Source organism: Vibrio sp. N418, assembly GCF_000222565.1.
In the GTDB taxonomy this organism is placed as follows: domain Bacteria; phylum Pseudomonadota; class Gammaproteobacteria; order Enterobacterales; family Vibrionaceae; genus Vibrio; species Vibrio scophthalmi.
In genome coordinates this window covers 41815-62152 of record NZ_AFWD01000046.1, presented here as the reverse complement: position 1 = coordinate 62152, position 20338 = coordinate 41815, and the positions used below count along the sequence as shown (strand labels likewise).

The 20338-nt window shown below is 45.6% G+C and carries 14 protein-coding genes; 9 read left to right on the top strand and 5 right to left on the bottom strand.

The window, feature by feature from the left end; genetic code table 11:
• Position 1: 1 nt before the first annotated feature.
• The gene (locus RH86_RS09720; protein WP_009386035.1) at positions 2-1426 is read right to left on the bottom strand and encodes a DUF2867 domain-containing protein; all 1425 of its coding nucleotides are present in this window, start codon (positions 1424-1426) and stop codon (positions 2-4) included.
• A 143-nt stretch (positions 1427-1569) separates the two neighbouring features.
• On the opposite strand from RH86_RS09720, the gene RH86_RS09715 reads away from it, so the two are divergent.
• From RH86_RS09715 to nhaA, 5 genes are all read left to right on the top strand, one after another.
• Complete coding sequence (locus RH86_RS09715) at positions 1570-2940, top strand: MATE family efflux transporter (RefSeq protein WP_009386034.1); 1371 nt, start codon at positions 1570-1572, stop codon at positions 2938-2940.
• 122 nt (positions 2941-3062) lie between these two features.
• A complete protein-coding gene (locus RH86_RS09710; RefSeq protein WP_009386033.1) occupies positions 3063-3734 on the top strand; it encodes an ABC transporter ATP-binding protein in 672 nt (223 codons plus the stop codon).
• Entirely contained in the window at positions 3715-6168 is a 2454-nt protein-coding gene (locus tag RH86_RS09705) for an ABC transporter permease (protein WP_009386032.1), read from the top strand. Before RH86_RS09710 ends, RH86_RS09705 begins: the two co-directional genes overlap by 20 nt.
• The gene (locus RH86_RS09700; RefSeq protein ID WP_009386031.1) at positions 6169-7287 is read left to right on the top strand and encodes a lipocalin-like domain-containing protein; all 1119 of its coding nucleotides are present in this window, start codon (positions 6169-6171) and stop codon (positions 7285-7287) included.
• Between the two features lie 308 nt (positions 7288-7595).
• Positions 7596-8750, top strand: coding sequence for a Na+/H+ antiporter NhaA (gene nhaA, locus RH86_RS09695; RefSeq protein WP_009386030.1), 1155 nt, complete (start codon positions 7596-7598; stop codon positions 8748-8750).
• A gap of 67 nt (positions 8751-8817) precedes the next feature.
• Here nhaA and RH86_RS09690 read toward each other — a convergent pair whose 3' ends face one another.
• Together RH86_RS09690 and RH86_RS09685 are read right to left on the bottom strand one after the other, a co-directional pair.
• Entirely contained in the window at positions 8818-9441 is a 624-nt protein-coding gene (locus tag RH86_RS09690; RefSeq protein WP_009386029.1) for an OmpA family protein, read from the bottom strand.
• Complete coding sequence (locus tag RH86_RS09685) at positions 9441-10754, bottom strand: TolC family outer membrane protein (protein WP_009386028.1); 1314 nt, start codon at positions 10752-10754, stop codon at positions 9441-9443. The genes RH86_RS09690 and RH86_RS09685 overlap by 1 nt, the downstream gene beginning before the upstream one ends.
• Positions 10755-11425: 671 nt before the next feature.
• On the opposite strand from RH86_RS09685, the gene RH86_RS09680 reads away from it, so the two are divergent.
• The 3 genes from RH86_RS09680 (at position 11426) to nspC (ending at position 17134) form a co-directional block, all read left to right on the top strand.
• Positions 11426-14338, top strand: a complete 2913-nt coding sequence (locus tag RH86_RS09680; RefSeq protein ID WP_009386027.1) for a pyridoxal phosphate-dependent class III aminotransferase — start codon at positions 11426-11428, stop codon at positions 14336-14338.
• A gap of 9 nt (positions 14339-14347) precedes the next feature.
• Positions 14348-15592 (top strand): carboxynorspermidine synthase, encoded by a 1245-nt coding sequence (locus tag RH86_RS09675; RefSeq protein ID WP_009386026.1) that lies wholly within the window; start codon positions 14348-14350, stop codon positions 15590-15592.
• Positions 15593-16000: 408 nt separating this feature from the next.
• Positions 16001-17134: a carboxynorspermidine decarboxylase gene (gene nspC / locus RH86_RS09670; protein ID WP_009386025.1), complete on the top strand. Its 1134-nt coding sequence runs from the start codon at positions 16001-16003 to the stop codon at positions 17132-17134.
• A gap of 56 nt (positions 17135-17190) precedes the next feature.
• On the opposite strand, the gene RH86_RS09665 is transcribed toward nspC, so the two are convergent.
• Both RH86_RS09665 and RH86_RS09660 read right to left on the bottom strand, forming a co-directional pair.
• Positions 17191-17703 (bottom strand): glycine cleavage system protein R, encoded by a 513-nt coding sequence (locus tag RH86_RS09665; RefSeq protein WP_009386024.1) that lies wholly within the window; start codon positions 17701-17703, stop codon positions 17191-17193.
• Positions 17704-17929: 226 nt separating this feature from the next.
• Positions 17930-18823 (bottom strand): DUF3943 domain-containing protein, encoded by an 894-nt coding sequence (locus RH86_RS09660; protein WP_005598605.1) that lies wholly within the window; start codon positions 18821-18823, stop codon positions 17930-17932.
• A gap of 177 nt (positions 18824-19000) precedes the next feature.
• Here RH86_RS09660 and RH86_RS09655 point away from each other — a divergent pair, with 177 nt between their 5' ends.
• Positions 19001-20248, top strand: coding sequence for a CinA family nicotinamide mononucleotide deamidase-related protein (locus tag RH86_RS09655; RefSeq protein ID WP_009386022.1), 1248 nt, complete (start codon positions 19001-19003; stop codon positions 20246-20248).
• Positions 20249-20338: the final 90 nt, after the last annotated feature.

Genomic DNA, 20338 nt, shown 5'->3' with positions numbered 1-20338 from the left:
ATTAGCGCGCTCTGCGCACAATGGCTTTGACCATCCCTTTAAAGATAAATAAGTGGGCGGGCATCATCGCGAACCAGTAGAGTAGCCCTTTGAAGCCCTGTGGGTGCCACCATGCAGTGATGTTGAGAAGACGAGTCTCACCTTGATCGGTGATAGTAAACTCGAGCCTGCCAAGTCCTGGCCCTTGCATGCCAAAGAGCAGCGATAGAAACTGATTTTGTTCACAGCGAATCACTTTCCATGAATCAATGTAGTCGCCGACTTTTAGCGCAGGCCCTTCCGGCGAACGGCGAATAGGCTTCCCTCCGCCAAAAAATATATCCAGCCATTCACGAGTGCGCCACAGCAAATTGGCAAAAAAGTAGGGGTCGTGTTTACTACCTAAGGTTTTGACCACATTCCATAATTGTTCACTAGTTAAGGTGGTTTCAATACTTGCCCCTGTCTGTTTTGGGTAGTAGCCATAACCGGCTTGCCAGCGGTTTAACGCCGCAGGGTCAAAGCCCCAAACGTTGCTTCGGACAAATTTGCCTTCTTGCTCAATGCTGGTTTTAACCATCTCTTCAAACGAGGTCATGTTTTGTGGAAAACGCGCCTCAAGCGTTGAAGCATCAGCGATAAAATCATGCTCTAACCCGGCGAGCAACGCAGAGCCAATACTTGCAGGAACGGAAGTGACCATGCCAAGCCAATAGGACGCGATCTTCGGCGTGAGTAGTGATGTGGCATAAAGGCGATATGGTTGGTGGCTGGCATCGCAAATGACTCTAAATTGCTCACGATAAGAAAGTAAATCTGGCCCGCCGGCTTCATACAATTGATTCTCACCACTAGGTTGGTCGGCCAGTTGTAATAAGTAGTAATTGAGGTTTTCTAAGGCAATTGGATTGGTTTGAGAATCGACCCATTTTGGGGTGATTAACACCGGTAAGTTATAGACAAAATCACGCATGATCTCAAAGGCTGCTGATCCTGGGCCGATAATCACACCTGCGCGGATTTCGGTAATAGGTATGCCACTTTGACGCAGGATGTCACCGGTTTTCTTGCGTGCGAGCAGGTGCTCAGAGTTTCCTGTTTGTGGTTGAATGGCACTGAGGTAGATCACTTGCTCAACGTGACTTTTTTCCAGTGCTGCTTTGAAATTTTCCGCTAGTGAGACTTCGTAATCGACGAAATCATGTCCTTGTGCCATGCCGTGCACTAAAAAGTAAACAAGATCAAACTGAGGTACTAAGGCGAGAGTGGCGTCCGCATCGGCGAGGTCGAGATAGCAAAGCTCAAGGTTAGGGCGTTCGGGGGTTCGTGCACGCAGATAGTCGATTTGTCGCGAGGCAGCGGTGACGGTGTAACCTTTGTCGCACAACTTGCCGAGCAGTTGAGAACCAATATAACCAGAGGCGCCAAGTACCAGTACTTTCTTCATATTTCTCCCAACTTTCTCAATCTAGGCGAGCAAGGTATGTGTTTGTTTTTAATTGAGTATATAATGAGCAGCTCAATTGGCAATCATGCCGTATCAAATAGTCGAGATTATTCTTGGCGGTGCTTTTAATAAGGGCTTATCCGATGTTTTCTCAAGTTCTACTTCACACACGTGGGGATTTTTTGCGCCGCTTAATTGCGATAGCTCTGCCAATTACCTTGCAAAGCATCATGTTCTCTAGTCGCAGCCTAGTTGATGTTTTAATGCTTGGTCAATTGGGTGAAGCGGAGATTGCGGCGGTGGGGGTTGCTGCAAGAGCGACCTTTGTCACCACAATTATGCTGGTAGGGGTGACCACTGGTGGCGCGATGCTCACTGCGCAATATTGGGGCGCAAGTGACAAGCAAGGCGTACGGGAAAGCACCGCGTTAACCTGGTTTATCGCGATGATTTTTGCCTGTTTCGCTGTGGCGCTATTTGTGGTTTTTCCCCAGCAAATTATGGGACTCACGACGGATTCCGTGCTTATCAATCAGCTTGGTAGTGAGTATTTAGTGATTTCGTCAGTGACGATGCTGGCGGTCGGATGTGTCGCGAGCATGGCCGTTGGTTTGCGCGCGATTCATCAACCTGGGTTAAGTACCACCTTTAGTGGCATTGGTATTGTTTCAAACATCTTTTTAAACTGGGTGCTGATTTTTGGTCACTTTGGCATGCCTGCAATGGGAATCAAAGGGGCTGCGATTGCGACGGTAATGAGCGGTGCGATTGAGGTCATCACTTTGTTTGGTTATCTGCATTTTAAGCATCATTTACTGGCATTTAAAATCATGGATATTCGAGCAACGTTACGTTTAGATAAAATCCGCCGTTTCTTGAAGCTTTCCATGCCTACGACACTCAATTTTCTTGCTTGGGCGGGCGGCTTATTTGCTTACCATGCCATTATGGGACAATCGGGCGTGCAAGGCTTAGCTGCCTTGTCGGTGATGACACCGATAGAATCAATCTCGTTAGCACTACTTATAGGTATGTCTAATGCCGCTGCAGTTTTGATCGGTAACCAGATTGGTGCCAAAAAGTATCATGAGGCCTATTATCAAGCGATAGGCATTACGATGTTGAGTGTTCTCATCGCGATTTGTCTCTCTATCGTGTTGTTTTTAAGCCGTGATTTGGTTCTGAACTCCTTTAGTGCCCTGAGCCCTGAAACTCGCGCTTTGGCCGATAAATTTATCATCATTTTAAGCGTTGGCTTAATTGTACGCTGCGTACCAATGATGACCATTGTCGGCGTGCTCAGAGCGGGAGGTGATGTGAAATTTTGCCTCTATCAAGACCTTATCGCACAATGGCTGATCAGCATCCCATTAGCCGCGTTGGCTGCAATCTATTGGGGTTGGCCACCAGAGGCCGTTTACCTCTTGTTTTTAACTGAGGAAGTGATCAAGTGGGGTGGGTCGCTTTATCGGGTGAAAAGTAAGAAATGGTTACGAAATTTGATTGAAAATTAGAGATATAACTCGTGAGGGTTGTGTTTTGATGCATATGTTGTGATCCACCATGCAAAACGCTTCCTACTGAACGCTTATTAGTGTAGATTCACACTCCTGTTTTTTTCTTCTTCGAGCGACAAATGTTACGACTATCAGACCTGTGTAAAGGCTATGTAGATGGGGGGGAATTCCACCCTGTTTTGCAAGGCGCTGAATTGTCGTTACACCAAGGCCAACAAGTGGCACTGATGGGTGAAAGTGGTTCTGGTAAAAGCACTCTTTTGAACCTCATTGCAGGTCTTGATACTGTCGATTCAGGCGAAATCGAGTTTCCGAATTTCGTGATGCAAAACGAATCGGAAAGTAAGCGAACGGCTTATCGTCGTAGTAATATCGGCCTCATCTTTCAGCAGTTCAACCTGCTGCCAACCTTGAATATCGCCGATAACATCCGTTTTTGCCGTCAGCTTAAAGGCTTACCTGAAGATCAAGGATTATGGCGTCAAATTCTCTCTGCCCTTGATTTAATGCCATTACTTGGTCGATACCCTGAAGAAGTCTCCGGTGGTCAACAACAACGTGCTGCGATCGCGCGCGCTTTGTATATGGAACCGAAGTTGCTGCTTGCCGACGAACCTACCGGGAGTTTGGACGAGCGTAATGCTGAAGCGGTAATGCGTTTGTTGACCTCTTTGACTCGCCAACTTGAATGTACTTTATTGCTTGTTACGCATAGTGAAAAAGTCGCCCTGCACATGGAAGGACGTATTCGTCTTCAAGGAGGACAGCTTCATGTTATGGCCCGTAGTTAAAGCACTGCTTGGCCACTACAGACGTTATCCTTTTCAAATCCTTCTTGTCTGGCTCGGTTTAACTTTAGGCGTTTCTCTACTGGTTGGAGTCACCGCAATCAATGAACATGCGCGTGAAAGTTATGCGCATGGCGAACAGCTATTTTCAAACCCTTTACCTTATCGAATCCGCCCTAAGCACGCGACTAACCAAATTCCACAAGGTTACTATATCCAAATGCGTCGCGAAGGCTTCAATCAATGCGCGCCGTTTACCAACCTGCGTGTGAATACTGCGGATAATACCGATCTCATGCTGATTGGGATTGACCCGATTGCGATGTTGCAGTTGCAACCAGGGGTGAATTTAAAAGACCTCACTACGCTAGGTTTGATGAACCCTCCTTATCCAGTATTGGTGAGCGCGGATCTTGCGAGCCACATGAGCTGGACGGATGGAGATTTTATTCACTTAGATGATGGCAGTGATCTTGGGCCGCTGATTGTCGATCGTGAAAACCGCCTTAACGGCACGCGTATTATTGCTGACATGTCACTGATTCGTATGTTGGAACGCAGTTCCGGGATTTCGACTATCGCGTGTGCGGATATGCCGGCTGAAAAGCTTGAAAGGCTAAAAGCGAATCTACCTAACGGATTGGCTTTGGTGCGCAATTCGCGTGCCGAACTGGAATCGCTTACTCAAGCCTTTCACATGAACCTTAGTGCGATGGGAATGTTGGCGTTTCTGGTGGGTCTGTTTATTTTCTATCAAGCAATGTCTCTATCACTCACTCAGCGTCAGCCGTTGGTGGGGATATTACGCCAAACAGGTGTTTCGGGTTGGCAATTAACGCAGGCGATGTTGTTAGAGCTATTGGCGTTGGTGCTGATTAGTTGGCTTTGCGGTAATCTGCTTGGCATGATCTTAGCCAATCAATTGATCCCTGCAGTGTCAGCAAGTTTAGGTGACCTTTATGATGCCAATGTCGGTTTAGCGATTAATTGGAATTGGAAGTCGAGCTACGTCAGCTTAGGGATGACTATGCTAGGCGCGCTTGCTTCGTGTGCCTGGCCGTTAGTACGTTTGCTCCGTGCTCAGCCAATTCGTTTGACGACGCGTTTATCGTTGATGCGTTTTACAGGCACTGAGTTTTCTATTCAAGCACTGATCTCGTGTGCGTTATGTGTTGCTGCTGTCGCGATTTATCAGGCTCCACAAACTCAAGAAAGTGGCTTTGCCATTATTGCGCTGATGCTATTGAGTGTCGCGTTATTTACGCCGTTTTTAGTATGGCGTGTATTCATGAGTTTTAGTTATTCAATGCGTTGGGTAAAAGTGCGTTGGTTCTTCTCTGATGCGGCAGCGAGTATGAGTTATCGCGGCGTTGCAACCATGGCCTTTATGTTGGCAATGGCTGCGAATATCGGTGTAGAAACCATGGTGGGTAGCTTCCGTGATACCACCGATAAATGGTTAAGCCAACGCTTGGCGGCAGATATCTATATTTACCCTAGCAGCAGTTCAGCGGCTCGTTTGAGCACATGGTTAGATAGACAACCAGAAGTGAAATCGGTTTGGTGGCGCTGGGAAAAAGAGACCGTGACACCAAACGGTGCATTGCAAGTGGTGAGTACCGGTGCTTCTGAAGGCGAACTTGCGGCATTAACCGTGAAGCTGGGTGTGCCGAACTATTGGTACCACTTACATCATTCGAAAGGGGTGATGATCAGTGAATCAATGGCGCTCAAGCTGAATATACGACCGGGTGATTACATTAACTTGTATGGCAAACTCGGTCAGGGCTGGCAAGTGGTTGGGGTCTATTACGATTACGGTAACCCTTACAATCAGGTATTGCTTTCACATCGAAACTGGCTCTACTCCTATGCAGGCAGTGGTACGGTCGCTCTCGGTGCGGTGTTAAATGAAGATGTGAGTTCGGTTGGATTAAAGCGTCGCATGGAGTCAGTATTTAGACTTAATGCTGAACGGATTTTTGATAATGGCAGCATTCATAAACAAGCCATGCGTGTCTTTGACCGTACTTTCTCGATTGCAGATACCTTAGGTAACATCACTTTGGTTATCGCGGTATTTGGTATTTTCTTCTCCACGGTTGCTGGTGAGGTTGCACGTCAACGGCATATTTCGTTGCTGCGTTGTTTAGGTATGTCGGGCAAAGAACTGGTCTTAATGGGCAGCTTGCAGCTATTTGTGTTTGGCGCTATCTCCATAATTATCGCCATGCCTTTGGGCTTAATGTTGGCGCATTTGGTGGTGGACATCATTATTAAACAGTCGTTTGGCTGGACGCTTGAGCTGCAATTTATCCCGTATGAGTACATCAATACGGTTGCTTTAGCGATGTTGTCATTGGTGCTTGCCGGGGCGATGCCTGTGTTGCGTTTAGTGCGAAATACACCCATGAAATCGTTAAGGGATGCGTTATAGATGAATACGTCGACTTCTCGCAAATCTTTGTGTGCCTCTTTGTTGTTGCTGCTCGGAGGTATCGTGATTTGGTGGCTTTACCAGCAGTATTATGCAGACAGCACATCGGTTAAGAACCAAGAAGTGACGATCTTACAAAATCAAGGCCCACAAGTATTTGAGCCTGTTCTACCTAGCGATCCTGTTGTGTTGCCGCGTGACTTCGACTTTCATAATGAATATCAACATGGCTGGTGGCACTTCTTCGCTAATGTACAAGATCGTTCGGGTAATCGTTATGGCATTCAGTGGAGTTATCTGCGCGTTAGTAGTAACGAACATGAGCGAGCTGGCTGGCAAAGCCCGCAGTTGTATATTTCCCATATTGTTATCTCAGATGGTAATAAAGTATGGAAAGAGCAACGTTTGTCTCGCGGTGGTATCGGCCAAGCAGGGATGAATGCAGCGCCGTTTAAATTGTGGATCGATAACTGGGTGTGGGATGCCATGGGCAGTACGCCTTTCCCTGGCGAACTAAATGCGGGCTCTGATTCGTTTGATTTGACGCTGCGTACCAGTGCTTCTGGGCCTTTTGTTTTGCCCGGTGACCGTGGTTATGTCACTAAACATGATTTGCAGCCTTTGGCTTCGCTTAATTTATCTGCTCCTTTCTTAGATGTCGCCGGGAAAATTAGTCTCGATGGCAATCGTAGTTTCCGAGTCTTTGGTGAAGCTTGGATGAGTAAAGAGTGGGGGAGTGGCTTACTCGCAGAAGGACAACAAGGCTGGGACTGGTTTGTTTTTCATCTCGATGATGAAACCACATTATCAATTAACCGTTATCGTCATCGTAAGCAGACTCCTTTTATTTTTGGTACATTGGCGACCAATGATGGCAAAGTGATTAACCTTGATGCTTCACAGATCTCGGTGGTCCCTTTGCAACCCACTATTTTTACCAATCAGAAACGCATTCCACTGCAGTGGGTAATTAATGTTGCTGACTATGATATTAACCTGACCACACAAGTGTTGAACGAGAACATGTGGCTGCCATTTGTGCTGCCTTATTGGGAAGGGCCAATCACAACCACGGGTAGTCATGAAAGTGTTGGTTTTATGCAGTTGGCAGGTTATTGATTATTATCTAAATTTTTGAATATAATGCGATGAAGCGCGTTGTTTCACATTTGTGAAAACATCGCGCTTTTTCTATATTCAATGCAAGTAATATAGTCACGCAGGCGGCAGGAACGTTGTTTTGTGGCACGCAATATCGGTTTAATGACTAAGCCGATAAGGAATATGCGCAAAATAGAAACACTTACTTCGGAATTTCCGAAGTTAATACTCTAAACAAGCGATTTTTCCTTACCTAAGGATAGCTATACACTCTGGGTTATTCTTTGTTAATCACTTATTAACATAATAAATATAAGGACGATATCATGAGTGATATTATTCGCGACTTCTTCAAAATGGAGTCGGCAGGGGGCGTTTTACTAGTGATCGCAGCTGCAATTGCGATGACCATTGCCAACACACCATTAAATGAAATGTACCAATCCTTTTTGCATACCTATGTATTCGGTATGTCGGTTTCTCATTGGATAAATGATGGCCTGATGGCAATCTTTTTCATGTTGATTGGTCTAGAAGCTAAGCGTGAATTATTGGAAGGTGCGCTGAAATCGAAAGAAACAGCCATTTTCCCAGCTATTGCCGCTGTTGGCGGTATGTTAGCTCCGGCGCTGATTTATGTGCTATTCAACATTAATGATCCCGCGGCGATTCAAGGCTGGGCGATTCCAGCGGCAACTGACATTGCTTTTGCATTGGGTATCATGGCTCTGCTAGGCAGCCGTGTTCCAGTTAGTCTAAAAGTGTTCTTATTGGCGCTTGCGATCATCGACGACCTTGGTGTTGTTGTTATCATCGCGCTGTTCTACACCGGTGACTTATCTACGACGGCTTTAGCGGTTGGCTTCGCAATGACAGCAGCGCTGTTTGTGATGAACTCTCGTCGTGTGACGAAACTGCTGCCATACATGATAGTGGGCGCGATCTTATGGTTTGCGGTACTTAAGTCTGGCGTACACGCCACGCTAGCGGGTGTTGTGATTGGTTTTGCTATCCCACTGAAAGGCAATAAAGGTGAACGTTCACCATTGAAACATATGGAGCATGCACTGCATCCTTACGTTGCTTTCTTTATTCTGCCACTGTTCGCTTTCGCTAACGCGGGTATTTCATTGGAAGGCGTATCAATCGATGGCCTAACATCAATGTTGCCATTGGGTATCGCAGCGGGTCTATTGATTGGTAAGCCACTTGGTATCTTTGCCTTTAGCTGGGCAGCGGTGAAAACGGGTGTAGCTAAGCTACCAGAAGGGATTAACTTTAAGCATATTTTTGCAGTTTCGGTTCTTTGTGGTATCGGCTTTACCATGTCGATTTTTATCTCATCACTAGCGTTTGGTCCTGTGAACGCAGAGTTTGATACCTATGCTCGTCTCGGTATTTTGATGGGTTCAACCACAGCCGCTGTACTGGGTTATATTCTGCTAAGACTTTCGCTACCGAAAGAAAAAAGCAAAGCTTAATAAGCTATAACGCATGATACAAAAAAGCCTCGGACACAATTACCGAGGCTTTTTTAATGGCGGGAATTTATTTTTCTATGACGGAGAAGATATTCCACTCTTGTTCGACTTCTTGTTCAAAACCAACCACGGTGGCCGTCACTTTACGATTTTTTGCATGAGATAAATCATCATCTCCTAATGCTTCTAAGTTAGACTCCCCATAGCCAACGATTGATAGGCGATTTGCCGATATCCCATTGGCAAGCAGTTCATCTTCCACAGCAATCGCGCGTCGTTTTGAGAGCGCCAGATTATATTCTGGTGTACCGACCTGACTGGCAAAGCCTTGGATCTCGATGGATGTTTCTGGATAACGCTTGAGGAAATCAGCCATAGAGCGGATTTGGTTCTCAAAGATGGGCTCAATTTTTGACGAGTCATTAGCGAACAAAATACGTAACTTAAGACTTTCTTCGGTTGCGATGACAAATCCGCAACCATCATTGTCGATCAGCGCCCCTTCACTGGTATTAACACATAAGTCTCGTGCGTTAATAACGCCATCGCGATCATCGTCGGTTTGGTCGGCAATCTGAATAACCACAGGAGTGGCGATATATTCGTATTCATCTTGCTCTTCTTCCGCCGTCACAAAAGGACTAATGAGTAGGCAAGGTAATAAGGTAAACAGAAATTGTGCTTTCATCATTAATACTCCACTTTCTCAGTCCACTCTTCTGGTATCTCGACAAGAAGCGCATCCAACAAGTTACCAGTGGCATTCATCACGCGGTATTTTGCATATTGTTCCGAGTAGTGTGCATCAAGGTAATCTTTACGTGCTTGGAATAGTTCATTTTCAGTGTTCAGTAAGTCGAGTAAGGTACGTTTACCGATTCGGTATTGTTTTTCATAAGCAATCACCGTTTCAGATGCGGAATCGACGTGATCTGCAAGGAACTCTTTTTGTTGCAGGGTTAAGTCGAGAGCACTCCATGACAGTTTTAGACCTTCTTCCACTTGTCTGTAAGCGCTATCACGCAAATCTTTTGCTTTGTTTAATTGGAAAGCGGCTCGTTCTGAAAGGTCACTATCACTGCCCCCGTTGTAGAGGTTGTATCGCATTCTTAGCATGGCAAGTGTTTCTTCACTGCGTCCCACATCACCACCAGCATCATCTCGCCATGATTGACTCGCCTCAATGGAAAAGGTTGGGTAATAGTTGCCTTTCGATTGTTTGTATTGGTAGCGAGCGGCATCCACATCGATCTTGGAAATCATAATGACTGGGTGACGTTCATAGGCGGTATCGATGGCCTCAGGTAACGACAAAGGCAATTTACTCTCATCTGCGCGTGGGTAAATAAGCCCTAAAGGCTGCTGTCCAACCACACGAAGAAATTGAGTATGTGTATCGATGAGGTTATTTTGTGCAGCCAGCAAGTTGCCGTGAGCTTTTGCTATACGAGCTTCAACCTGAGAAACATCGGCGGTTGAACCAATACCGGAGTCGGCCCGTTTTTTAATATCGCGATATATCTCTTTATGCACTGCCAGATTACTTTCTGATAAGGCCAGTACTTCCGTAGCTTTCACGGCATCTAAGTAGATTTCAGTGACTTTTAATGCTAAATCAGACGCGTTCGACATCAGTTGCAATCGAACCGACTCAGCATCGGCTCCAGTACGGCTAATATCATTGATGGTTGCATTGCCATCCCACAAAAGTTGAGTAAGGCTCAAAGTGGCTTCTTTACGAGTAAGGTCGGTGTCTTCTCGACCTGTTGAACTTGCGGGGTCTAAGCCTTCATAGCCAATACCTGCATCAAGATCAATACTCGGCAAGTAAGCTCCACCGGAAGCGTCGTGCTCTTTTACCGCACTTTGGTACTCATTGAACGCTTGCTTGATCTCAGGGTTTGTCTTCATCGTAATCGCAACTGCCTGCTCAAGAGTTTGAGCATTCAGCTGGCTACTACTAACGAGTATGGCCGTTAAAATTAGCGCATTTTTAGTTTTCACAGTTCTCTCCCTAATCCATGGACTCAATACCACTATGGAGCTTTCAAACGAATAATGTGGTTTAAAAGATTAACTAAATGTTAGTTTAGCTTTTGATAAAAGTAGAACTTTTGTTTGTAAAAATAGTTCGTTAGATCAAAAGTCTAATACTTATTTGTCATGTTCTGTTATTTGTAATCGACATTTACATTTTTAATGTAGATGCAAATACACTAGATTGTGAAAAAACATTGCCAGATAATATGGAGTTATGTTAATTTCGCGCGCAATCTCGGTAGTTATTTATTTTGATACTCTGGGGGAGACGCGTAGCTCGCATTCAAGTTGAGTGCTGATACGTAGGGTAGGTATCGATAATCCGATTATCGATAGACGGGATACTAATGTCGTAAGTGCGGCATGTTAATGGGAAACCCAACATTGAAATTATTTAACCAACAAGTATTGATCCAAGTTTCAATAGTCCAAGCACCAATCAGCTTTATTCTGCCAAAATGTCCTGTTTTACAAAACAGCTGCATCACTGAACCTTGAACCTCCTTTCTAAATTGTAATCCGTCACTTTGACGGGTTGGTCTTTGCACGCCTATAGGCTGCGAAGGGAATTGTTGTACCTAATGTTTGGCGTCGACCTCGCCAAAATAGGATGATTACATTTCAAGGGAATTTCTATGAGTACAGCCTTTGAAGTCGATACCCGAGATATCGCGACTTATTTTTCAAAACAGGTGCCATTTGTTGATGGCATTTACGATCTTACACCAGACCAAGCATTGCTTGATCAGGCCGCTCACGAATCCGCCGTTCGCTCTTATCCAAGACGTCTACCGATAGCTATCAAGCAGGCTTACGGTGTGTTAGTTGAAGACACTCGTGGACAAATCTTTCTCGATTGTCTTGCTGGAGCCGGCACACTCGCGCTGGGATATAACCATCCCGAGATCAATCAAGCGTTGAAAGCTCAGTTAGATTCAGGGCTTCCGTATCAAACGCTTGATATCACAACCGAGGCTAAGAACGGCTTTATTCAAGCTGTGAAGCGTTTTTTACCTCCCGAGTTGGCGCAGAATTCAGTATTGCAATTTTGTGGCCCATCAGGCGCTGATGCGGTTGAAGCGGCAATTAAACTGGCGAAACAAGTTACGGGCAGGAATACCATGTTTGCCTTTCGTGGCGCCTATCATGGTATGACCAATGGCACGATGGGGATGATGGGCAACTTGAACACTAAAGCCCGTCGTACAGGATTAATGTCTGATGTGCACTTTATGCCGTTTCCTTATCATCTGCGCTGTCCATTTGGTCTTGGCGGCGAGGAGGGGGCAAAAGCGAGTATTGGTTATATTGAACGCTTACTAGCCGACGATGAAGCGGGCATCATGAAGCCAGCAGCGATGGTGGTTGAGCCAGTGCAAGGCGAAGGTGGTGTGATCCCTGCTCCTGCATTCTGGTTAAAAGAGCTACGTCGTATTTGTGATGAGCATGGGATTTTATTGATTTTCGATGAAATTCAATGTGGTGTGGGTAAAACCGGATACCACTTTGCTTATGAAGAATCAGGTATTCAGCCTGATATTCTATGTCTTTCTAAAGCGATTGGCGGCGGGTTGCCGATGTCATTGCTGGTTATTAATAAGCAATATGATACCTGGCTGCCCGGAGAGCATACGGGGACATTTCGCGGTAACCAATTGGCGATGGTATCGGGCGCAAAAGCGTTAGAGATCATCGAGCGAGACGGCTTAGTTGAGCATGCCAATATTGCTGGGCAATATTTACGTCACGGCTTGGAAGCGCTGCAAAAGCGCATCAACTGTATCGCGGAAGTGCGTGGCAAGGGATTAATGCTTGGGGTTGAAATTTGTAAGCCTGGTAGCGAGCTTAATCGATTTGGTGAGCCAGTTGCTGATGGTGAACTCACGTTACGAATCCAAAGAGCGGCGCTTGAGCGCGGTTTAATGATTGAAAAGGGCGGTCGTGATGGTTCGGTAATCCGTTTTTTACCTCCGCTAATCATTTCTTTAGAGCAAATCGATTTTGCATTACGTGTGCTTGAGCAAGCAATGCTCGTTGCTGGTGGTGAGTATGTCACTGAGCTTGAGAACGATTCACCCAATCACTTTCAACAGCAGTGGCGACAACACTTTATTCAAGTCGGTGAACAGGGAAGTGATGTCTTCGCCGCCGCGATGAATCACACGACGGCGCAAATGAAGGCGGTGTTTGAGCAGGTTAATGCGCCGTATTCTGGTTTGCATCCTAAGCAATTGGAGCAAGCGATCAATGCTGTCGATCTTGATAATGCCCATGGCTCATTGCAGCAAATCATCAGTGAAACCGCTGAACTGGTGGGTAAAAACTCAATCATGTTGCAGCATCCCAACTGCATTGCACATCTGCATACGCCCCCATTAATGCCATCAGTGATTGCAGAAGCGATGATCGCCGCGCTCAATCAATCAATGGATTCATGGGATCAAGCCTCTGCTGCAACTTATGTTGAGCAGAAAGTCGTAGACTGGATGTGTGGCAAGTTCCAACTTGGCGCTCAAGCGGATGGCATTTTTACCAGTGGTGGTACGCAGAGCAACTTAATGGGGTTACTGCTTGCTCGCGATCGCATTGCCGATAAGCTCGCAGAGCATTCTATTCAGAAGCAAGGTTTACCTTCATTTGCCAACAAACTTCGCATTCTGTGCTCAAAAAAGTCTCATTTCACGGTGCAAAAATCTGCTTCGTTACTGGGGTTAGGAGAGCAGAGTGTTTGCTGTGTTGATGCCCATCCTGATGGCACCATGAAAATCGATTCATTGGCAGCCGAGCTTGAGCAATTGAACCAACAAGGTTTGATGCCATTCTGCATAGTGGGCACTGCCGGTACAACCGATCACGGCGCGATTGATGATCTTACCGCCATTGCTCAACTCGCCGCACAACATCAACTTTGGTTCCATGTTGATAGTGCTTATGGTGGGGCGCTTATTTTAAGCAGTCATAAAGCGCGCTTAGCGGGTATCGAATTAGCCGATTCTGTCAGCGTCGATTTCCACAAATTGTTCTATCAAACCATCAGTTGTGGCGCGGTGTTACTTAAAGATAAAGCCAACTTTAAGTACCTGCTACACCACGCCGATTATCTCAATCGTGAACATGATGAGTTACCTAATTTGGTCGATAAATCGATCGCAACCACCAAGCGATTTGATGCGCTGAAAGTGTTCATGACCATGCAAAGTGTCGGGCCTACGGCGCTGGGGCAAATGGTCGATCATTTGATTGTACAAACTCAACAGGTGGCGGATCGAATTAGACATGATGCGAGTTTAGAGCTTTTGGCTGAGCCATCACTATCAACGGTGTTGTTCCGAGTGGTGAGTGACGATGTCACCGATCTTGATCAGCTCAACCAAACCCTGCGATTAGAAGCCCTCACACGAGGTATTGCCGTGCTTGGTGAAACCGTGGTGGAGGGGAAATCCGCATTAAAATTCACGTTATTAAATCCGTGCTTAACCATGGCGGACTTTGAAGCTTTACTTGGAAGAATCAACACACTAGCAAGCGAGCTAGTCAACAAGAGGTAATGGAAAACGATGGCTATTCTACAAATTGGAGCTGGTGGCGTTGGTTGGGTAATGGCACATAAAGCGGCGCAAAATAACGATGTATTAGGTGATATTACGATTGCTTCTCGCACCGTAGCGAAATGTGAAAAAATCATTGAGTCAATTAAAGCTAAAAACAATGCCAAAGACTCAAGCAAGTTGCTGCAAGCACGCGCGGTGAACGCGGATGATGTTGATGCATTGGTTGCATTGATTAAAGAGGTTGAGCCTGACTTGGTAATCAATGCCGGCCCTCCTTGGGTCAACATGGCAATCATGGAAGCGTGTTATCGGGCGAAAGTATCGTATCTTGATACTTCTGTTGCGGTGGATCTATGCAGTGAAGGGCAGCAAGTACCAGAAGCCTATGATTGGCAATGGGACTACCGCGAAAAGTTCGCTCAAGCGGGTATTACCGGTATTTTGGGTGCAGGTTTCGATCCTGGCGTGGTTTCCGTTTTTGCGGCTTACGCTGTGAAGCACTTGTTTGATGAAATTGACACCATCGATGTAATGGATGTGAATGCTGGTGACCATGGTAAAAAATTTGCGACTAACTTTGATCCTGAAACCAACATGTTAGAAATTCAGGGGGACTCCTTTTACTGGGAGAATGAAGAATGGAAGCAAGTTCCCTGTCATTCGCGCATGTTGGAGTTTGATTTCCCTAACTGTGGAACGCATAAAGTTTACTCAATGGCGCACGATGAAGTTCGCTCCATGAAGGAGTTTATCCCGGCTAAACGTATTGAGTTTTGGATGGGTTTTGGCGACAGATACCTCAACTACTTTAACTGTATGCGTGATATTGGCCTGTTAAGCCCAGAACCGCTCACTCTGCATGATGGTACGGTTGTTCAACCTTTGCATGTTCTTAAGGCGCTATTGCCGGATCCAACCTCGCTGGCTCCGGGATACACAGGACTAACGTGCATTGGCACATGGGTTCAAGGGCGTAAAGACGGTAAACCTCGTAGTGTGTTCATTTACAACAATGCCGATCATGAAGTGGCGTATGACGACGTAGAGCATCAAGCGATCGCTTACACAACGGGCGTACCTGCCATCACTGCTGCGCTGCAATACTTCCGTGGTGAGTGGGCAGACGCAGGGGTGTTTAATATGGAACAGCTTGATCCGGATCCGTTTCTTGAAACCATGCCATCAATTGGTTTGACGTGGGGTGTGGAAGAGTTAGAGCCAGGTCAGCCTGAGATTCATACGCTGAAATAAGCGTTGATATTGCTCTTGTGAGTGTTAGGTACTCAACATGATTCGGGATCTTGCCTTTAGCGGCTCAGATTCCGGACTTGTGCTTGGGGCACAATCCGGAATGACGACGGTGGTTAGATTGAATATTTCTCGGGCATTGGTCATCCCGTGCAGCGAGGCACGAGCGTGATACAGGATCTTGCCTTAGAGGGCGAGGTTCCGGACTTGTACTTAGAGCACAATCTGAAATGACGACGGTGGTTAGATTGAATATTTCTCTGTCATTGGTCTTCGTGTGCAGCGAGGCGCGAGCGTGATACGGGATCTTGCTCTTAGGGGGAAGATTCGCACTTATGTTTGAGAGATGATCTGGAATAACAACAAACACATATAGCTCCTTCATACAAACAGAAGGCGAGAAAGGTTTATATGCAGCAGAACGAATTTAAAACCCCTTACTTCATGATTAACGAAGATAAGTTAATAGAAAACCTAGAAAAAGCGAAGCGCCTAAAAGAAGCGTCCGGCGTAAAGTTAGTCTTGGCGTTGAAGTGTTTTTCAACGTGGGGCGTATTTGACATTATCAAACCTTATCTTGATGGCACGACAAGCTCCGGGCCCTACGAAGTGAAGTTAGGTTATGAAACTTTTGGGGGGGAAACGCACGCCTATAGTGTTGGTTACAGTGAAGATGATGTGCGTGATGTGGCAGATATCTGCGATAAGATGATTTTTAACTCACAGTCTCAACTTGCCGCCTATCGCCATATTGTCGAAGGTAAAGCGTCACTGGGTTTACGTTTGAATCCCGGTGTTAGCTATGCAGGCCAAGATCTCGCGAATCCGGCTCGTCAGTATTCTCGCTTAGGTGTACAAACTGATCATATCGACCCTGCGGTGTTTGATTCAATTAATGGCGTGATGTTCCACATGAACTGTGAGAACAAAGATGTTGATGCGTTTATCGCTCTTTTAGACGCAATATCACTTAATTTCGGTGCGTATTTAGATAAGTTGGACTGGGTTAGCTTAGGCGGTGGGGTCTTCTTCACATGGCCGGGCTATGATATCGATAAGTTAGCCTTGGCATTGAAATCGTTCTCAACCAAACATGGGGTGCAACTTTATTTGGAGCCGGGTGAGGCAATCATTACCCAAACAACAGACTTAGTTGTCACGGTGGTGGATATTGTCGATAACGGCAAGAAAACCGCGATTGTCGATTCGGCAACCGAAGCGCACCGCTTAGATACGTTGATCTACAATGAACCAGCCTCGCTACTTGAAGCCGATGAATCTGGGGCGCATGAGTACATTATTGGCTCTTGTTCTTGTTTGGCGGGCGATCAGTTTTGTGTGGCACGTTTTGCCGCTCCACTTGAGATCGGCCAACGGCTTCACATCTTAGACAGCGCGGGTTACACCATGGTTAAGCTCAATTGGTTTAATGGCTTACGTATGCCTAGTGTTTATTGCCAACGCAGTAATGGCGAAGTAGAGAAAATCAATCAATTCGATTATTCAGATTTTAAACGCACACTGAGCCAGTGGAGTATTCGCTAATCTAAAGCCCGCATTTGCGGGCTTTTAAATACAGGTATAGAGTACAATCGTTGCAGTTACTGCTCAACGATGACCCGAGTATCCTCACTTAGAGATTCGAGCTCTTTGGCTACATCGGCTATTTCGACATCACTTGGCAAACGCAATGCGATGGTTGAGGTGAATAGGCTGGAGCTAATACCGCCACCACCGGCGATGAATACGCGTTGGCAATCCATATCGAGAATGTTGATCCCTTGGCCATCTAGCACTTGGGTTATCTCATTGACAATACCTGCACGGTCATTGGCATCGAGTCTTAATTGGAAAATACGTTCAGCACTGTGTTTAAGGTTATCGGCCTCAACAATTTGCACGATTAAATCAGGTTGTTGCTTAAACGCATCTTGAACGATCTGTGCATTTTCAGTAGGGAGCTCAACTTTAATCACAGCGGCGACTTGCTCTTCAATAAAGTTTACTTTGCTTATTAACCACTTGCCGCCATTTTCATGCGTAACAGCTGCGAGCTGTTTAATCGTTGCAGGCGTCGCTTTACCGACGAAGTTAGCAATGAAAGTTGTCGTCATAATTTGCCTCCTAAATGCTTTTGCGGAGTGGGGCGCAATCGCTCTAAATTGTGCTTACAAAGCGTATTGCCGATATATTCAGTGTAGAAGCCAACACGCTCTAGCGTTTGATTTAGGTCAATTTTTTGCCCTAATTTGAGATCTGGCTTATCAATATCAAATATCAAGCACAAAAAAGCGGTTCGTAGAACCGCTTGATATGAAAGCTATTGTCTCGAGTGACGAGTTAGAAAGTCACCTTGAGTTCCATGCCATAGAACTGGCTGTCGTAGTTGGCTCCGGCATCTAGGGCAAACTTGGCCGCGTCTTGATTACCAAACCAAGGTTTGCTGCTAAATTGAAAGTCAGCACTGCCACCCCATGCGCCAGAAACCCAACCATGAATATGGCCGACAGGATTAAGGAAAAATAGGGTGACATCACCCATGGTTTCGGAACCAAGCACTTCGCCACCGGATGCGACAATGTCTTGCTCAGTTTCAAACATCAATTCGCCGACTACAGCACCAAAAAATGGTGTGATAAAGAGATCTTGCCACGATGGGACTTCAGCAAATGCTTCGACACCGTATTCCCAGAAAAAAGTCGATAAAACGGCAGAATAGAGGAATGAATCAAACTCATTAAAACCGGCATGTCGCGCAGCTGTGTAGTAGACGCCACCAAAATACGGATGCATCACATAATTCAGGACGTGTTCATCACGATCCCAAACTGGACCGGCACTGACGTTATCAGCCCATTTTTTACCGAGATTGGCGATGTCGCGATCTTCTTCATCCCATTTGGTGATCGATTCAGGTAGCATGGTCATCAAACCGACGGTAACAACGCTTAAACCTAATACGGTATAAGTCTGTTCTTTAAGGTATTGCCAGTCACGACCATCAGAAACTTGCAGGTATCTTGGTAATTCTGGGTCACTGAGATCTAATTGTGAGTCGTCATAACTTAATGAAAATGCATCTGTAGGTTGTGAATAACCATAGCTATTGCTATAAAGATGCTCATTAAGTTGAGAGTCAACGGTATATGAAAACTCATAGTGTCCATTTATGTCATTAGCATTGGCACAAGCTGAAAGCGATAACATCAAAGCACCGAGGTTTTTATTAAGCACGTAACGACTCCACGTCTATTATATTTAGTGATTATCATCACAATTATCTAATAATTTCGCCTACTTAGAAACAATAATTTAGCGAAATTTTACTGAACGATACCGTTATAGAAAATAGTGGTTTTTTGTCAAAATATAAATAGATAGTCGTTAAATTTTCTTATTTTAAGGAAAGTTATGTTAAAAATAGCAATGCTAAGCACTGGCGAAGAGGTATTACACGGCGATATTGTCGATACCAACGCAGCTTGGCTGTCTGAGCAGTTTTTTCAAAAAGGTTTCGCATTAACAAAGCGCTCTACAGTGGGAGACTCGCTTGGATCACTTGCGGAAGAACTGTTAATGCTGAGTTTTAACAGCGATATTGTCGTGGTCAATGGTGGTTTAGGACCAACTTGTGATGATGTCAGCACGGAAGCCGCTGCGGTTGCCGCTGAGGTGGATCTTGAACTCTATCCGCAATGGTTAGAGCGTCTAGAAGCTTTTTTCGCTTCTCGTGGTATGAGCATGCCAGAAAGCAATCGCAAACAAGCTATGCTGCCAGTCGGCTCGACGCTTCTCGACAACCCGATAGGAACGGCATGTGGTTTTAAAATGCGCATCAACGAGTGCGACTTTTATTTTACTCCGGGTGTGCCAAGCGAATTTAAGCGCATGACTCTTGAGCAAATCATCCCAGATATGAAGTTACAACATCGTGATGTACTTGGCCTTGATTGCAGTCGTTTGTATACCTTAGGCACGTCGGAATCTGCTTTATCTGACAAGCTGGATAAAGTGCAATTACCATCCGGTTATAGTCTTGGTTATCGCTCATATTTACCGTTTATCGAAGTCAAATTATTTGGCCCTAAAGGGGAGTTAGATACGCGTCTAAAATTGATGCAGCTGATTTTCAAATTGATTGATGGCTGTGTGGTGAGTGTAGATGAACCCATGCATGCTCACGTAGGCAATTTGATCAGCGATAAGAAGTTTTCTATTTCAGTTGCTGAGCGTTCAACACAGGGCCGCTTAGCAACCTGGTTACACTCTAATGAAAAAGCCGCTGAGTATTGTGGTCATGGTTGGGTGCTGGGTGGTCAGGTTTCCGTGGGCGGTAATGAAAGTGATGTTTTAGCGGAAACACTCGCTCTGGCAGGAGCAACCAAAGATAAATGCGCCACTGACATTGCGATTGTAACGGGGCAGTTGATAGAAAAAACCTTTACTTTGGCCTTAGCAACCCCAGAAGGCGAGTGGGGACAAACTTTGTCGTTTAACCGCGTTTATAATCGTGATGATCAAGCATTACTGATCACGACGATTGCCGCTGATATGTTGCGTCGCTATTTATCGAGTAAAACCATGTTTGCCCAATACAGTTCTTTGACGCGTGAAAAAGAAATGTATATCCCTCAGAGCGTTTTAAACTCACGTTTCTAACGTGATCCAATGTTGAATCCAGTCTAAAACTGCCTCAATTGTGTAGAGCTTAGAAGAAAATCATCTAAGCTCTATTTGTCTGAATTTAAA

Coding starts and splice junctions, on each gene's coding strand:
- RH86_RS09705 (WP_009386032.1), top strand. CDS start 3,715: ATGTTATGGCCCGTAGTTAAAGCACTGCTTGGCCACTACAGACGTTAT.
- nhaA (WP_009386030.1), top strand. CDS start 7,596: ATGAGTGATATTATTCGCGACTTCTTCAAAATGGAGTCGGCAGGGGGC.
- RH86_RS09720 (WP_009386035.1), bottom strand. CDS start 1,426: ATGAAGAAAGTACTGGTACTTGGCGCCTCTGGTTATATTGGTTCTCAA.
- nspC (WP_009386025.1), top strand. CDS start 16,001: ATGCAGCAGAACGAATTTAAAACCCCTTACTTCATGATTAACGAAGAT.
- RH86_RS09700 (WP_009386031.1), top strand. CDS start 6,169: ATGAATACGTCGACTTCTCGCAAATCTTTGTGTGCCTCTTTGTTGTTG.
- RH86_RS09655 (WP_009386022.1), top strand. CDS start 19,001: ATGTTAAAAATAGCAATGCTAAGCACTGGCGAAGAGGTATTACACGGC.
- RH86_RS09715 (WP_009386034.1), top strand. CDS start 1,570: ATGTTTTCTCAAGTTCTACTTCACACACGTGGGGATTTTTTGCGCCGC.
- RH86_RS09675 (WP_009386026.1), top strand. CDS start 14,348: ATGGCTATTCTACAAATTGGAGCTGGTGGCGTTGGTTGGGTAATGGCA.
- RH86_RS09680 (WP_009386027.1), top strand. CDS start 11,426: ATGAGTACAGCCTTTGAAGTCGATACCCGAGATATCGCGACTTATTTT.
- RH86_RS09665 (WP_009386024.1), bottom strand. CDS start 17,703: ATGACGACAACTTTCATTGCTAACTTCGTCGGTAAAGCGACGCCTGCA.
- RH86_RS09690 (WP_009386029.1), bottom strand. CDS start 9,441: ATGATGAAAGCACAATTTCTGTTTACCTTATTACCTTGCCTACTCATT.
- RH86_RS09710 (WP_009386033.1), top strand. CDS start 3,063: ATGTTACGACTATCAGACCTGTGTAAAGGCTATGTAGATGGGGGGGAA.